Origin of the sequence: Leucobacter komagatae (assembly GCF_006716085.1) — a bacterium.
Lineage (GTDB): Bacteria > Actinomycetota > Actinomycetes > Actinomycetales > Microbacteriaceae > Leucobacter > Leucobacter komagatae.
This window is the reverse complement of sequence record NZ_VFON01000001.1, coordinates 602041-616238: the sequence shown is the minus strand read 5'-3', so window position 1 is coordinate 616238 and position 14198 is coordinate 602041. Positions and strand designations below refer to the sequence as shown.

Sequence of the window (14198 nt, the reverse complement as noted above, 5' to 3'; positions counted from 1 at the left end):
ATAGAGGAGTATCGGTGAACGAGTTTGAGGCTGGCGACGCGCTAAAGCGGGCATTCCGAGACCACCCCGCCGGGGTGGGGCTCATTACCGCGCAGACACCGGAGGGGCCCGTAGGGCTCACCGTCTCCAGCGTCGCATCGGTTGCGGTCGACCCGCCCGCGCTCTCGTTCTCGGTCACGCGCGCCACGGGCAGCGCCGGGGGAGTCCTCCACGCAGACTCCTTCGTGGTGCACCTGCTCGATTCGCGGCACGCCGAGATCGCACAGACGTTCGCGGTATCGGGTACCGAGCGCTTCATCCCCGAACAGGGTTGGGAAACCCTACCCACAGGCGAGCCGGTGCTGCGCGACGTGCGCGTCGCACTCCGCTGCCGCTCACTGCACCAGCTCGAAGTCGGCTCGTCAGTGATCGTCGTCGCGGGCGTGCTCGACGCGCATTTCGGCGAGACCGGCGAACCCATGGCCTACATCGACCGCACGTTCAGGAGTCTCGGCGAGAAGCTCTAACTCGGAGCGGCCTGCCCTAGCTACTGAGCCTGCGCTGCCCAGGCGGCGATCTGAGGGGTCTCGGCACCGATCGTCGTGGCCGACCCATGGCCGGGAAGCACCGTGGTCACCGCGGGCAGCGTGAGCAGTCGCTCACTGATGGACTCGATGAGTTGCGGGAAGCTCGAGTATTCCCACCTTGTTGCGCCTGGACCGCCCTGGAAGAGTGTGTCACCCGAGAGCAGTGTGCCGAGCGCGCCAGCGTAGAAACTGACCGATCCGGGCGTGTGCCCCGGTGTATGTAGCGTGACGAGTTCGGCACCGGCGACGGAGAACGTCGCCCCGTCTGCGAGCTCGAAATCGGGGAGCCTGTCTGCGCCGTGCGTTTCTTCCCAGAGAAACAGGTCGTCCGGGTGCAGGTAGAGGTGCGTGTCGAGCGCGTCGGCAAGCGCGATTGCGGCGTTCACGTGATCCTCGTGGCCGTGCGTGAGCAGGATCCCGAGCGGGTCCCGATCGCCGACCGCGGTCACTACGGCGTCGGCATCGTGCGCGGCGTCGATGATGAGCGCGGTGTCGTCGTCGCCGACGATCCATACGTTGTTGTCGAGCGGAATGCCCTCCGGCGGGTACCCGGGACGGCCAGCCCCGAGTACCCCGAAGGTGACGACGCGCTCAATGCGAAGATCGCCGGCCATTGACGCCTACTCTGCGCGAGTGACGACGGTCGTGCACGGCAGCGCGTTGAGCACGCCGTGGCTGACCGAGCCGAGAAGCAGGCGGGAGATCCCGCCGCGGCCGCGGCTGCCGACGACAACCATCTCTGCGGTCTCGGCGACCTGAAGGAGTGCGGTGACCGGGGGAGCCTGAACGATCTCGCGGCGAACCTCGAGATCGGGGTAGCGCTCGGCAAGGCCGGCGGTACCGATGGCGATCGATTCCTCGGCCGCTGCCTGCTGGGCCGTGACGAGCTCCTCGCTCCACAGGTATTCGAGGCCCGGGGTGAGCGGGGGCATCCACGCGTAGACGGCGATGAGCGGTACGCCGCGGAACGACGCCTCTTCAGCAGCGAACGCGATGGCGCGCTTCGATGCCTCGGAGCCGTCGACGCCGACCACGACGCCGCGCCCCGCGTCTTCCTGCTCGGCGGGGATGACGGCGACCGGGCAGTGCGCGACGGCCGCGATCTTCACTGCGCGGGTACCGAAGACGGAGCCCGCGAACTTGCCACCGGTGTGGGCGCCGAGCACGAGGAGGTCGGCCTGCTTGGACGCGGCCTCAACCTCCGCGATCGGGTGGCCAACGACGGCCGTGCCCGCGATCTCGCCAGTGAAGCCGAGCTCGGTGCGCGCGCGCTCGATCTCGTGAGCGAGCATCTGCTCAGAAGCCGCCTGGGCCTCGGAGAGGAACGCGACACTCTCGGACAGGAAGGAATCGTCAGCGACGTGGATGAGTTCAACGGCTGCGCCACGCTCGGTCGCGCGTGCGAGGCCCCACTTCAGGGCAGCGCGGCTGTGATCTGATCCGTCAACTCCGATGAGGTACTTCTCGGACATAACGAGTTCCTTCCTGTTCGGGTGTCTGTGACTTCAGCTTACTTGCCGAAGCCTCCGTCTGGTGGTTGAAACCTACTTGGCGAGCGCGGGAAGCTGCAGGGGGTGCCCGCCCGCGAGCTGCTCGATGATGCGGACGACCTGGCAGCTGTACCCGTACTCGTTGTCGTACCAGACGTAGAGCACTGCGCTCGAACCGGTCACGAGGGTCGCGAGGCCGTCGACGATGCCAGCGCGGTTCGACCCGACGAAGTCGGTCGAGACAATCTCTGGCGACTCAACGTAGTCGATCTGCGTGCGGAGGCTGCCGGTGAGCGACACCTGCTCGAGCAGCGCGTTCAGCTCCTCGGTGGTCGTCTCGCGCTCGAGCTGCAGGTTAAGCACAGCCATCGATACGTTGGGTGTGGGAACGCGGATGGCGTTGCCCGTGAGCTTGCCCTCGAACTCGGGAAGCGCCTTCGCGACGGCCTTCGCTGCGCCGGTCTCGGTGAGCACCATGTTCAGTGCTGCCGAGCGGCCGCGGCGGTCGCCCGAGTGGAAGTTGTCGATGAGGTTCTGGTCGTTCGTGTACGAGTGCACGGTCTCGACGTGGCCCTGCTTGACACCAAAGGCGTCGTTTACGACCTTGAGCACGGGGGTGATCGCGTTCGTCGTGCAGGAGGCGGCGCTAAGGATCGCGTCGGCGTCGCTGATCTTGTCGTTGTTCACGCCGTACACGACGTTCAGCAGGTCGCCCTTGCCGGGGGCCGTCAGGATGACGCGCGAGATGCCCGAGTTCTCGAGGTGCTTGCCGAGGCCCTCGGCGTCGCGCCAGCGGCCCGTGTTATCGACGAGGATGGCGTCTTCGATGCCGTACGACGGGTAGTCAACGTCAGCGGGGTCGCTCGAGTAGATGACCTGGATGCGAACGCCGTTCGCGAGGATGACGTTCTCGTCCTCGAGGACCTTGATCGTGCCGTTGAATGGGCCGTGAACCGAGTCGCGGCGCAGGAGGTTCGCGCGCTTCATAAGATCGTTCTCGCCGTTCTTGCGGACGACGATCGCGCGGAGGTTCAGGCCGTTCTGGCTGCCGGCGTGCTCGATCATGATGCGCGCGAGGAGGCGGCCAATGCGGCCGAACCCGTAGAGCACGACGTCGCGGCCGGTTGCGGGCTTGGCCTCGAGTGCCGGGGCGAGCTCTGCGCGGAGGTATGCCTCGAGGTCGGTTGACTCAGAGGCGCGGAAGCCGTTCGCGAGCAGTGCGAGGTCAAGCGAGACGGGGCCCGGCTGGATAGCGGTGAGCGCCTCGACGATCGCGGAGGTTTCGGCGATGTCAAGCTCGACGTCGTCGATCTTACGGGCGTAGTTGTGGGCGCGGATGATGTCGATGGCTGAGCGGCCGATCAGGCTGCGGCCGTGGACAGACATGACGATGTCGTGATCGCGGTAGAGCTGACCGATGAGCGGAATCATTCGCTCCGCCAGTGCCTGCTTTGTGTTCCAGGCCTCGAGGTGGTCAGATGTGGGCTGATTCATGTGAACCGACGGGTCCTTCCGATGTGCTCGGGTGCCGATGTTTTCCGCCCCGACTCGCTGAGTGATTCGACCTCAGTATCCCACGCGCATGACGCAATGTGACGCTCCGATTGGGGGATTCGCGCCGTACGGAGCAGGATTGTCTAGTAACGGACGGGGCATAGTCATTCTTGCCACTGCGCAAGATTCTCGCCACGTTTCATGCTCAAGCTCCTCAAACCCAACGAAAAGGAACAACATGTCTGTGAAGAAGCGCAGTCTCATCGCCGCATCGGTCGCGGCCCTCGCAATCGCGGCAACCGCGCTCACCGGCTGCGCGAGCGACTCCTCGCCGAAGGGCGAGGGAGCCGAGGCCGACGGCCCCGTACGCATCGGCGTCGTCCCCGGCGGGCAGCCCTACTGGGAGACCTTCGTTGACGAGGCGAAGAAGGAGGGGATCGAGGTTGAGATCGTTGACTTCAGCGAGTACCCGCAGCCGAACCCCGCCGTCTCGGCCGGCGACCTCGACCTCAACCAGTTCCAGCACATCATCTACCTCGCGACACACAACGTCGATGCAGACGACGACCTTGTCGCGCTTGGCTCGACCGTTGTCTACCCGCTGAACCTGTTCTCGAACAAGTACACGGACGTGAAGGACATCCCTGAGGGCGGCACCATCGCCATCCCGAACGACGAGTCGAACCGCGCCCGTGCCCTGCTCGTGCTTCAGAAGCTCGGCCTGCTCGAGCTCAAGGACGGTGGCAGCGCAACCTCGACGCCCGACGACATCATCGCCGACAAGTCGCGGGTGAAGGTCACGGAGCTCGCGGCCGACATCATCCCGGCGTCGCTGCCCGACGTTGACGGCGGCGTCGTGAACAATGACTTCGTTGCGCTCGGCGGGCTCGACTTCAAGGACTCGCTCGGCTCGGACAGCGCTGACGACGCGGCCGTTGAGCCGTACACGAACATCTTCGCCGCGCGCGCAGAGGACAAGAACAATAAGACCTACCTCAAGCTCGTCGATATCTACCAGAACAACGAGACCTTCCAGTCTGCGCTGAAGGACTACGTCGGTGAGGGAGCTGTGTCCGTGAAGCTGTCGCAGGATGACCTCGCGAAGCTGCTCGCTGACGCCGAGGATAACTACCGCGCAACCAAGGGCTAGGCTCGTACTTCATGACGAAAGTTGAACTGCAGGGGGTCGGCAAGCGGTATTCAGCCCGCGGCCGGCCCGGCACCGAGGTGGTCGCGGTAGACGATGTCTCCATCGACATCGCCTCTGGAGAAATCCACGCTGTGATTGGGTATTCGGGGGCGGGGAAGTCGACCCTGCTGCGCCTGGTGAACGGCCTCGAGCGCGCGACGAGCGGCTCGATCCTCGTGGACGGCGTCGATATTACTGCCCTCTCCGAAGCGAAGCTGCGGAGCGTCCGGTCGCGCATCGGCATGATTTTCCAGCAGTTCAACCTGTTCCACTCGCGCACAGTCGCGAAAAACGTGGAGTACCCGCTCGTCGTGGCGGGTACTCCACGCCCGGAGCGCGAGGCGCGAGTCGCCGAGCTCCTGAGCTTCGTCGGGCTCACAGGCCACGCGGGCTCGCACATCGAGCAGCTGTCGGGCGGGCAGAAGCAGCGCGTTGGCATCGCCCGGGCGCTCGCGACAAGCCCGGGCCTCATCCTCGCGGACGAGGCCACGAGCGCGCTCGACCCCGAGACTTCGCGCGAAGTGCTCGCGCTGCTCACGAAGATTAACCGCGACCTCGGCGTCACGATCCTGCTCATCACGCACGAGATGGACGTGGTGCGTGAGATTGCCCACCGCGTCACCGTCATGGAGGGCGGCAAGGCCGTGGAACAGGGCGAGGTGTTCGACGTGTTCTCGAACCCGCAAACCGACACGACGCGGCGCTTTGTCTCGACAGCACTGCCGACTGAGCCCGACCCAGCGCACCTCCGCGCGCTGCGCGAAAAGCACCGCGGCAAGCTCATCGCCCTCACCTTCCGCGACGGCGGCGCAGACCAGCCGATCGTGTTCCAGACTCTCGCTGACCGCGGCGTCGGCGTGAACATTGTTCACGGCGGCATCACCGACGTCGGCGGCCGAACCTTCGGCAAGCTCACGCTCGAACTCATTGGCGAGGGCGTGCAGGTCGAGCACGCCATCGCAGCCCTCGCCCAGCAGACCGAGCTGGAGGTGCTCGCGTAATGGACCGCCTCATTGAACTCCTGCCGAAGATCGGCGACGCGACCATCGAGACGCTGATCTATGTCGCGTTCGCGATCACGATCGGCGGCATTCTCGGCCTCATCGTCGGCGTTCTCCTCACGACGACGAGGCGCGGCGGCATCCTGCAGAACGCTCCGACGTTCTGGGTGCTGAACCTGCTCGTGAACTTCTTCCGCCCGATCCCGTTCGTGCTGATCCTGTTCGCGCTCCAGCCGCTCGCCCGCCTCGTGGTGGGCAAAGGAATCGGCGGGCCCGCGCTCATCTTCTCCCTCATCATTGCCGCCTCGTTCGGCATCTCCCGCCTCGTCGAGCAGAACCTCCTTACCGTGCCGCCCGGCCAGATCGAGGCGGCCCGCGCGATGGGCGCCGGCCCGCTGCGAATCATTTTCACGGTACTCATCCCTGAGGGCCTCGGCCCGCTCGTGCTCGGCTACACGTTCGCATTCGTCGCGATCGTTGACATGACCGCGATGGCCGGCATCGTTGGCGCCGGCGGTATTGGTAACTTCGCGCTCCAGTACGGCTACCGTCAGTCGAACCCGTGGGTGACCTGGGCCTCGGTGCTCATCATCGTCGTTATCGTGCAGGTCGCGCAGCTCATCGGCAACGTGACGGCGCGAAAGCTCCTCAGGCGCTAGCCTCGAGGCATGACGAATGTTTCACTAGCAGACCTGAGGCGAGTCACCGACGAGATGTGGCCGCTCGACACGGCCGAATCGTGGGATCGCGTCGGGCTCGTCACGGGTCGCGACGATGCGCCGCTTCGGCGCGTACTGCTCGCCGTCGACGCGGTCGGGGCGACCGTGGAGGAGGCGCTCGCCTGGAAGGCGGACGCGCTCGTCACGCACCACCCACTGCTGCTGCGCGGGATCCACACGGTAGCTGAGGACACCGCGAAGGGCGCGCTCCTCGCCTCGCTCATCCGAGGCGAGTGCGCACTCATCGCCGCCCACACGAACGCCGACCAGCCGGCCGGGGGAGTCTCCGACGTGATCGCGCGCCGACTGGATCTCGTCGGCGCCGTGCCGATCGTTCCCCACGCGTCGGACCCAGAGATCGGCATCGGCCGGGTCGGGCAGCTTGCCGCGCCGGAGACGCTGAGGTCGTTCGCTGAGCGGGTCGCGGGCGCGATGCCCGCGACCGTGTCGGGCGTGCGGGTGGCGGGGGATCCGGATCGCCTCGTGCGCACCGTCGCGCTCCTCGGCGGCGCGGGTGACAGCCTGCTCGACCACCCGGCGGTGCGCGGCGCGGACGTGTACCTCACCTCCGACCTCAGGCACCACCCGGCCCAGGAGGCGCTCGAGCTCTCCGCCGTAGCGGGAGGCCCTGCGCTCGTCGACGTGGCCCACTGGGCGAGCGAGTCCCTCTGGCTTGAGGGCGCTGCGGAGGAGCTCGCCGCACGGCTTCCGGGTGTCGAGGTTCGCGTCAGCACCCTCCGCACCGACCCCTGGGACTTCTCGGTCGGGGCGCGCCCGGGCGACGCCCCGCGCGCAGAGTAAGCTGGAGGTATGAAGGCTACCCCGCGCCAGCAGCTGTTGCTGCTCGACCTCCAGCAGCTCGACCACACTCTTGCGAGGCTCCGCAAGCGCAACGAGCAGCTGCCGGAGCGCGCCGAGCTCGCGGCGCTCGAAGCTGAGCGCGACGAGGTGCGCAACCGCTACATGGAGGCGCAGCGAGAGCTCGATGGGCGACGGCTTGAACTGTCGCGCATCGAAGCCGATGTTGAGGTCGTCGAGCAGCGGGTGAAGCGCGACAACGAGTTGCTGGCTGCGAGCACGTCGAGCAAGGAAGCGCAGGCGCTCCAGGGCGAGCTCGATACGCTCGGGCGCCGCAAGGGTGAGCTTGAGGAGCGGCAGCTCGAAGCGATGGAGGTCGCTGAGGCGGCTGAGCAGGTGTTCGTCGAGGCCGAGCAGGTGCTCGCCGGGGTCGACGAGCGCCGCGACATGATCAACGCCCGCATCGCTACGGCGGAGGCCGAGACCGACCGCGACCGCGCCGCTGCCGAGGCCGAGCGCGCAGGCAGGGCCGCCGAGGTGCAGGGTGATCTGCTCGCGCTCTACGAGAAGACTCGCGCCCAGGCGGGCATTGGCGCCGCGCGCCTTCGCGCGGGCGTCTCCGAGGCGAGCGGCATGGCGCTCAGCCCCGCCGACCTCTCCACGATCAAGGCCGCCGCAGACGACGAGATCGTGTTCTGCCCCGAGACCGGGGCAATTCTCGTTCGCGTCATCGAGGCGTAGCGGCGGTTCCAAGCGTCGGCTGATGCTGTGTGCGCGGTTGGGGGCCTCCGACCGGCTAGACTGGGAGTTGGAATGGGCCGGTGGACGGTTGCGTCCCGTGTCGCTTGCGGCAGCGGGCCGAGGAACGTCCGGGCTCCGCAGGGGAGAACGGTGGATAACGTCCACCCGGGGCAACCCGCGAGAAAGTGCAACAGAGAGTAGACCGCCTGCCGTGGTTCGCCGCGGCCGGTAAGGCTGAAAGGGTGGGGTAAGAGCCCACCGGCGCCCGTGGTGACACGGGCGGCCAGGTAAACCTCGTTCGGAGCAAGGCCAGACAGCAGACGATGACGCGCCCCGCCGAGTCTGCGGGTGGGCTGCTAGAGGGCGTCGGCAACGGCGCCCCGAGATAGATAACCGTCCAGGCTGGTTTCGGCCGGCCGGACAGAACCCGGCGTACAGCTGGCCCATTCCCTTCTCGAGCCGCGTGCTGCGCTCACCAACACCCCAAATTCGCGGCCGCACCTCTAATGCGGCCCAAGTTTGAGGTGCACTCGTGAGAGTGGGTGGTTGGAACGCCTCAGGGGCGGGCGCTACTCCGAGACGGTGAGCAGCTCGAACCCATCCTCGCGCACAACAATAGTGTGCTCGAACTGTGCGGTGATCGACTTGTCTTTGGTGGTGACGGTCCAGTCGTCGGCCCACATATCCCACTCGTGCGTGCCGAGCGTGAGCATCGGTTCGACAGTGAAGACCATGCCGGGCACGATGAGGTCGTTGAAGCGGGGCGCCGAGTCGTAGTGGGGGATGATGAGGCCCGTGTGGAACGACGACCCGACACCGTGGCCGGTGAAGTCGCGGATAACGCCGTACCCGAACCGCTTCGCGTAGGTCCCAATGACTCTGCCGATGACGTTGACTTCGCGCCCGGGCTTCGCGGCCTTGATGCCGCGCATCATCGCCTCGTGGGTGCGCTCGACGAGCAGGTCGACATCCTCGGAGACCTCGCCAACCCGGAACGTGCGGTTGGTGTCGCCGTGGAAGCCGTCGAGATACGCCGTGATATCAACGTTCACGATGTCGCCCTCGCGCAGCACGGTGTTGTCGGGAATGCCGTGGCACACGACCTCATTCACTGAGGTGCACGACGAGGCCGGATATCCGCGGTAGCCGAGCGTCGACGGGTACGCGCCCGCGGCGACGACGGCGTCGTGCCCAATGCGGTCGAGCTCGGCCGTCGTGACTCCGGGCGCGACCGCAGCGCCGACAGCGTCGAGCGCGCACGAGGCGATGCGCCCGGCCGCGCGAATCTTCGCGATCTCGTCTTCCGTGTAGGTGTTGTCGCCGGTGTACGCGGGTGGCTCTTGCAGCCCAACGTAGGGCGGTCGCGCGATGTCGCGAGGGACCGACAGTGGCGCGGGCAAAACACCGGGAACCAGATGGCCGTGATCATCGAAAGGCATGGGTCTAGTCTAGGAGCAAGCCGACGAAGGGAAGCTCATGAGCAAGAAGGACTGGGGGATCGATGATCCCGAGGAGACCTACTGGTTCAACTCCAAGACCGGGGAGGTGGAGGAGGGGCCGCAGTCGCTCGCCATCTACCGCGTCGGTCCGTTCAAAACGCGCGAGGAGGCGCAGCGCGCCCCCAAGCTCCTCGCTGAACGGGCCCGCGAGTGGAACGAAGAGGACGAGGAAGAGTACTAGTCGACGAAGACGACGAGAAGTCACGCTGCGAGGGATGCCGGGGCGGTAGGCTGAAAGGCGTACCGGACCCGGTGCACCCCGCGCCCCGAGAGGAGCTGCAGCGTGAGCAAGCAGAGAGACTTTGTGCTTCGTACGATTGAGGAGCGGGGCGTGCGCTTCGTTCGCCTCTGGTTCACCGACGTCGCCGGCGCGTTGAAATCTGTCGCGCTCGCACCGGCCGAGGTTGAGGGCGCGTTCAGCGAGGGGATCGGGTTCGATGGCTCAGCCATCGAGGGGCTTACGAGGGCGTACGAGTCAGATCTGCTGGCGGTCCCCGATCCCTCGACGTTCCAGATCTTGCCCTGGCGGGGCGAGACCGAACCGACGGGCCGCATGTTCTGTGACATTCGCACGCCAAACGGCGAACCGGCCGTGTCTGATCCGCGCAACGTGCTCAAGCGCACGCTCGCGCAGGCCGCGGATATGGGCTTCTCGTTCTACACCCACCCAGAGATCGAGTTCTACCTGTTGAAGTCAAAGGAGATCGGGCCTGAGGGGCCGGTTCCCGTTGACCGCGCGGGGTACTTCGACAACGTCCCCGGCGGCACGGCTCACGACTTCAGGCGCGAGAGCGTCAACATGCTTGAGGAGCTCGGCATCTCGGTCGAGTTCAGCCACCACGAGGCAGGCCCCGGCCAGAACGAGATCGACCTGCGCTACGCCGACGCGCTCGCGACGGCCGACAACATCATGACGTTCCGGTCGGTGGTGAAGGAGGTCGCGATCGCGCAGGGCGTGCACGCGACATTCATGCCGAAGCCGCTCGCAGGCCAGCCAGGATCGGGCATGCACACCCATCTCTCGCTGTTCGAGGGGGAGGAGAACGCCTTCTACGACCCGAGTGCGAACTACCAGATGTCGGTAACCGCTCGCCGCTTCGTCGCTGGCATCCTCCGGCATGCGCCCGAGCTCACGGCGGTCACGAACCAGTACGTCAACTCGTACAAGCGGCTGTGGGGCGGCGACGAGGCTCCGTCGTTCGTCAGCTGGGGCCACAATAACCGGTCTGCCCTCGTACGCGTGCCGATGTACAAGCCTGGCAAGGGCGGCGCCGCGCGCATCGAGTACCGCGGGATGGACAGCGCAGTGAACCCCTACCTCGGGTTCTCGGTGCTGCTTGCGGCAGGGCTCAAGGGCATCCGCGAGGAGTACGAGCTGCCGCCCGAGGCAGAAAACAACGTGTGGGCGCTGAGCGACGGCGAGCGGCGCGCGATGGGCTTCGACCCGCTGCCGCAGAGCCTCGAGCACGCCCTCGCGGTGATGGAACGCTCGGAGCTCGTTGCCGAGACCCTCGGCGAGCAGGTGTTCGCCTACCTGATTCGCGACAGCCGCCGAGAGGTCGACGAGTACCGCAGCCAGGTAACGCCGTTCGAGCTCAAGTCGATGCTCGACACCATCTAGGCGTGTCGGTGTCGGGGCCAGAGCCAGCGCCTGTGCCAATGTCGGACGGTGGACGGGCTCGGCCCGGCCGACGCGGCGAGCTCGGCGCGTACGTTCGCGCGGGGTTTCAGAGCCTGACCGAGGCACGCGCGGGCATCGCCGAGCTTTCCGAGCGCATCGGCTCGACGGATGAAGCGGCAGTGCTCGATGGTCTCTCGGCCGCAGCGGACCCCGACGCGGCACTGGCGGCCCTGCTTAGGCTCGCGGAGTCTGAAGCTGGCACGCTCGCGGGCCTCGACGCGTTCGCTTGGCGACGCCTGTGCCTGGTCATGGGGGCCTCTCCGGCGATCGGCGTGTTCCTCACTCGACACCCCGATCTCATCGCCGGGCTGGTGTCGCGCGACGGGCGGCTCCCGAGCGGCGAGGAAGCGAAGCGTGAGCTTCTGGAGGCGGTCGGCAAAGCGAGCGACGTCGCGGAGCAAGGCACTGTGCTCGCCGGCGAGCCCGGTTGGAACGCCCTGCGTGTCAAGTACCGCGAGCTGCTCACCGGTGTCGCCCTCTACGACCTCGTGAGCGCCGAGTCGCACGACGGCGCCCCAGACCCCCGGTCGGCCTTTGAAGCCGTCGCGGCTGCACTCTCCGGTCTCGCGGATGCCGCCCTCGAGGCCGCCATCGCCGTGGGGAGAGCGACGGTGGGGAGAGGGGATCAGTTCCCGCGGATCGCCCCCGAGGCGCTCTCGGACCTGCGGTTCTCGGTCATCGCGATGGGCAAGTGCGGGGCGGAAGAGCTCAACGTCGTATCTGACGTCGATGTGATGTTTATTGCGGAGGGGGATGAGCGCGCCGCGACCGCGCTTGCGCGCGAGGTGATGCGCGCCATTCAGGATTTCTCGCTCGAGCTGCCCCTCTGGCAGGTCGACCCCAATCTGAGGCCGGAGGGGCGCCAGGGCCCGCTCGTGCGGACTCTGGGCTCAATGCTGAGCTACTACGACCGGTGGGCGAAGACCTGGGAGTTTCAAGCGCTCATCAAGGCGCGAGCCTGCGCCGGCGACCTCGAGCTCGGCGAGGAGTTTGTCGCCGGTACGCGGCCGCTCGTCTGGGGGTCGTCAAACCGCGACGACTTCGTCGGTTCGGTCCAGCGGATGCGCGAGCGAGTGACCGAGCACATCTCGCCCGATGAGCTGCCGCTCCAGATCAAGCTCGGCCCGGGCGGGCTGCGCGACATCGAATTCAGTGTGCAGTTGCTCCAGCTCGTGCACGGGCAGCACGACGAGCACCTGCAACTGCGAGGCACGCTCCCCGCGCTGCGGGCGCTCGTCGAGGACGGCTACGTCGCCCGCCGCGACGGCGAACGCCTGAGCGAGCACTACCGCACGCTCAGAGTGCTTGAACACAGGCTGCAGCTCCGGGAGCTTCGCCGTACTGCGCTCATGCCGCGAGACGAGGAGGGACTGCGCGTACTCGCGCGCGCCTCGGGTCTCGCCCGGAACGCGAGCGAGCTCACGGCCCTCTGGGAGTCGGTGCGCCGAGAGGTGCGCGAGCTGCACCTCAAGATTTTCTACGCGCCCCTGCTCAGCGCGGTGGCCGCCCTACCCGGCGAGGAGTTCGTGCTCGGCTCCGCGGAAGCGAAGGCGAGGCTGTCGAGTATCGGCTTCCTCGACCCCGATGGAGCCTCCCGGCACCTCGCCGCCCTGACGAGCGGGCCGTCGCGCAGCGCGAAGATCCTACGCAATCTCACGCCGGTGCTGCTCCAGTGGCTCGCGGAGGGCACCGATCCCGATTTTGGCCTCCTCGCCTTCCGCAAGATCTGCGAGGCGAACCGCGACGCGTCGTGGTATCTGCGCTTGCTCCGTGACGGCTCGCTCGCCGCGGAGCGCCTCACTCTGCTGCTCGCGAACTCAAAGTACGCGGCCGGGCTGCTTGAGGGCTATCCTGAGGGCGTCGCCTGGCTCGAACGTGACGCGCTGCTTGCCCCACCGGATCCGGCCTCGCTGCTCGGCGAGATGCGCTCGCTCGTGTCGCGGCGCCCCTCGACGGAGGCGGCCGCAGAGCGGCTCCGGCGGGTGCATCGCCGCGAGATCCTCCGCCTCGCGATGGGGCGGGTCGTCGGCGTGCTCGACGAGGGCGAGGTTGCCCGCGGGCTCGACGGCGCGCACACCGCGCTCCTCGACGCGCTCCTGCACGCGATCCGTGCCCACTCCGCCGAGGGCGCTCCGGCGCCCGACATCTCCCTCATTGGGATGGGGCGGTTCGGCGGCGGCGAGCTCGGGTTCGCCTCCGACATCGACCTGATGGCCGTGACCCGAGGCGGCACGACCGGGTCGGGGCCCGTCTCACCGGCGGCTCGCGTCGTGGCTGAGTTGCGGTCACTCGTTTCGGATCCGCGATTCCCCGTCGACCTCGACTTCGACCTGCGGCCCGAGGGCAAGAACGGCCCGCTCGTTCGCAGCATCGACTCCTACCGCAGCTACTACGAGCGCTGGTCGGCGACGTGGGAGGCGCAGGCGCTGCTGCGTGCCAGGCACGCAGCGGGCGACAGCGAGCTCAGCGCGGAGTTCTTCGAGATGGCCGACCCGATCCGGTACCCTGCGGAGTTTCGTGAGGAGCAGCGCCGCGATGTGCGCCGAATGAAGGCCCGGGTCGAGGGGGAGCGGCTGCCGCAAGGGCAGGATCCGGCGATGCACCTGAAGCTCGGGCCGGGCGGCATCAGCGATGTGGAGTGGCTCGTCCAACTGCTGCAGCTGGAGCACGGAGCCACGTACCCGGACCTGCGGACGGTCTCGACGCTCGATGCGCTCGAGGCTGCGGCGCGACACGGGCTCATCGGCCGCGACGACGCGGAGACCCTCGAGGAGTCGTGGCGGCTCGCGAGCACCCTCCGCTCGGCGATGCGCCTGTGGAACGGGCGCTCGTCTGACGCGCTGCCGCGAGACTGGCGCGACCTCGCCGGGATTGCTGGCGTGCTCGGGCTGCCGCGGGACCGAACGGGCGAACTTGTCGAGGGATGGCTTGCCGCGAGCCGTCGCTCCCGTCAGGTGTTCGAACGGGAGTTCTTCGGCTACCGCGAGGACGAACTGTTCCCCGAGGTGCAGGCCTAGTTC

At 67.3% G+C, this 14198-nt stretch carries 13 protein-coding genes and 1 other RNA gene; 10 read left to right on the top strand and 4 right to left on the bottom strand.

The features are described 5' to 3' along the window. Positions 1 to 14: 14 nt before the first annotated feature. The gene (locus FB468_RS02790) at positions 15 to 506 is read left to right on the top strand and encodes a flavin reductase family protein (protein WP_141885998.1); all 492 of its coding nucleotides are present in this window, start codon (positions 15 to 17) and stop codon (positions 504 to 506) included. Between the two features lie 20 nt (positions 507 to 526). Here the strand turns inward: FB468_RS02790 and FB468_RS02785 are convergent, their stop codons facing one another. The 3 genes from FB468_RS02785 to FB468_RS02775 form a co-directional block, all read right to left on the bottom strand. Beyond that, a complete protein-coding gene (locus tag FB468_RS02785; protein ID WP_141885997.1) occupies positions 527 to 1180 on the bottom strand; it encodes an MBL fold metallo-hydrolase in 654 nt (217 codons plus the stop codon). A 6-nt stretch (positions 1181 to 1186) separates the two neighbouring features. After that, positions 1187 to 2038: a universal stress protein gene (locus FB468_RS02780; RefSeq protein ID WP_141885996.1), complete on the bottom strand. Its 852-nt coding sequence runs from the start codon at positions 2036 to 2038 to the stop codon at positions 1187 to 1189. Between the two features lie 72 nt (positions 2039 to 2110). Further along, complete coding sequence (locus tag FB468_RS02775) at positions 2111 to 3550, bottom strand: glyceraldehyde-3-phosphate dehydrogenase (protein ID WP_141885995.1); 1440 nt, start codon at positions 3548 to 3550, stop codon at positions 2111 to 2113. 238 nt (positions 3551 to 3788) lie between these two features. On the opposite strand from FB468_RS02775, the gene FB468_RS02770 reads away from it, so the two are divergent. The 6 genes from FB468_RS02770 to rnpB all read left to right on the top strand — a co-directional run bounded on the left by FB468_RS02770 (position 3789) and on the right by rnpB (position 8449). Beyond that, positions 3789 to 4700, top strand: a complete 912-nt coding sequence (locus FB468_RS02770) for a MetQ/NlpA family ABC transporter substrate-binding protein (protein ID WP_141885994.1) — start codon at positions 3789 to 3791, stop codon at positions 4698 to 4700. 11 nt (positions 4701 to 4711) lie between these two features. Next, positions 4712 to 5740 carry a methionine ABC transporter ATP-binding protein gene (locus FB468_RS02765; RefSeq protein ID WP_141885993.1) on the top strand — a complete coding sequence of 343 codons (1029 nt, stop codon included), beginning with the start codon at positions 4712 to 4714 and terminating at the stop codon, positions 5738 to 5740. Beyond that, on the top strand, positions 5740 to 6399 hold the full coding sequence (locus tag FB468_RS02760; protein ID WP_141885992.1) for a methionine ABC transporter permease: 660 nt from the start codon (positions 5740 to 5742) through the stop codon (positions 6397 to 6399). The genes FB468_RS02765 and FB468_RS02760 overlap by 1 nt, the downstream gene beginning before the upstream one ends. A gap of 9 nt (positions 6400 to 6408) precedes the next feature. Continuing rightward, positions 6409 to 7260: a Nif3-like dinuclear metal center hexameric protein gene (locus FB468_RS02755; protein ID WP_141885991.1), complete on the top strand. Its 852-nt coding sequence runs from the start codon at positions 6409 to 6411 to the stop codon at positions 7258 to 7260. 9 nt (positions 7261 to 7269) lie between these two features. Next, on the top strand, positions 7270 to 7998 hold the full coding sequence (locus FB468_RS02750; RefSeq protein WP_141885990.1) for a zinc ribbon domain-containing protein: 729 nt from the start codon (positions 7270 to 7272) through the stop codon (positions 7996 to 7998). 72 nt (positions 7999 to 8070) lie between these two features. Further along, positions 8071 to 8449: RNase P RNA component class A (gene rnpB / locus FB468_RS02745), an RNA gene on the top strand. Positions 8450 to 8567: 118 nt separating this feature from the next. Here the strand turns inward: rnpB and map are convergent. Beyond that, positions 8568 to 9437, bottom strand: coding sequence for a type I methionyl aminopeptidase (map, locus tag FB468_RS02740; protein WP_141885989.1), 870 nt, complete (start codon positions 9435 to 9437; stop codon positions 8568 to 8570). Positions 9438 to 9474: 37 nt separating this feature from the next. Here map and FB468_RS02735 point away from each other — a divergent pair, with 37 nt between their 5' ends. The 3 genes from FB468_RS02735 to FB468_RS02725 all read left to right on the top strand — a co-directional run bounded on the left by FB468_RS02735 (position 9475) and on the right by FB468_RS02725 (position 14195). Next, positions 9475 to 9678, top strand: a complete 204-nt coding sequence (locus FB468_RS02735) for a methionine aminopeptidase (RefSeq protein ID WP_211359067.1) — start codon at positions 9475 to 9477, stop codon at positions 9676 to 9678. Positions 9679 to 9780: 102 nt separating this feature from the next. Continuing rightward, positions 9781 to 11118, top strand: coding sequence for a glutamine synthetase family protein (locus tag FB468_RS02730; protein WP_141885988.1), 1338 nt, complete (start codon positions 9781 to 9783; stop codon positions 11116 to 11118). Positions 11119 to 11156: 38 nt separating this feature from the next. Then, complete coding sequence (locus tag FB468_RS02725; RefSeq protein WP_141885987.1) at positions 11157 to 14195, top strand: bifunctional [glutamine synthetase] adenylyltransferase/[glutamine synthetase]-adenylyl-L-tyrosine phosphorylase; 3039 nt, start codon at positions 11157 to 11159, stop codon at positions 14193 to 14195. Positions 14196 to 14198 lie beyond the last annotated feature (3 nt).

What these genes read in the sequence shown, in the direction of transcription:
- FB468_RS02785 (WP_141885997.1), bottom strand. Translation starts at nt 1,180, where the DNA reads ATGGCCGGCGATCTTCGCATTGAGCGCGTCGTCACCTTCGGGGTACTC.
- FB468_RS02780 (WP_141885996.1), bottom strand. Translation starts at nt 2,038, where the DNA reads ATGTCCGAGAAGTACCTCATCGGAGTTGACGGATCAGATCACAGCCGC.
- FB468_RS02775 (WP_141885995.1), bottom strand. Translation starts at nt 3,550, where the DNA reads ATGAATCAGCCCACATCTGACCACCTCGAGGCCTGGAACACAAAGCAG.
- FB468_RS02770 (WP_141885994.1), top strand. Translation starts at nt 3,789, where the DNA reads ATGTCTGTGAAGAAGCGCAGTCTCATCGCCGCATCGGTCGCGGCCCTC.
- FB468_RS02765 (WP_141885993.1), top strand. Translation starts at nt 4,712, where the DNA reads ATGACGAAAGTTGAACTGCAGGGGGTCGGCAAGCGGTATTCAGCCCGC.
- FB468_RS02760 (WP_141885992.1), top strand. Translation starts at nt 5,740, where the DNA reads ATGGACCGCCTCATTGAACTCCTGCCGAAGATCGGCGACGCGACCATC.
- FB468_RS02755 (WP_141885991.1), top strand. Translation starts at nt 6,409, where the DNA reads ATGACGAATGTTTCACTAGCAGACCTGAGGCGAGTCACCGACGAGATG.
- FB468_RS02750 (WP_141885990.1), top strand. Translation starts at nt 7,270, where the DNA reads ATGAAGGCTACCCCGCGCCAGCAGCTGTTGCTGCTCGACCTCCAGCAG.
- map (WP_141885989.1), bottom strand. Translation starts at nt 9,437, where the DNA reads ATGCCTTTCGATGATCACGGCCATCTGGTTCCCGGTGTTTTGCCCGCG.
- FB468_RS02735 (WP_211359067.1), top strand. Translation starts at nt 9,475, where the DNA reads ATGAGCAAGAAGGACTGGGGGATCGATGATCCCGAGGAGACCTACTGG.
- FB468_RS02725 (WP_141885987.1), top strand. Translation starts at nt 11,157, where the DNA reads ATGTCGGACGGTGGACGGGCTCGGCCCGGCCGACGCGGCGAGCTCGGC.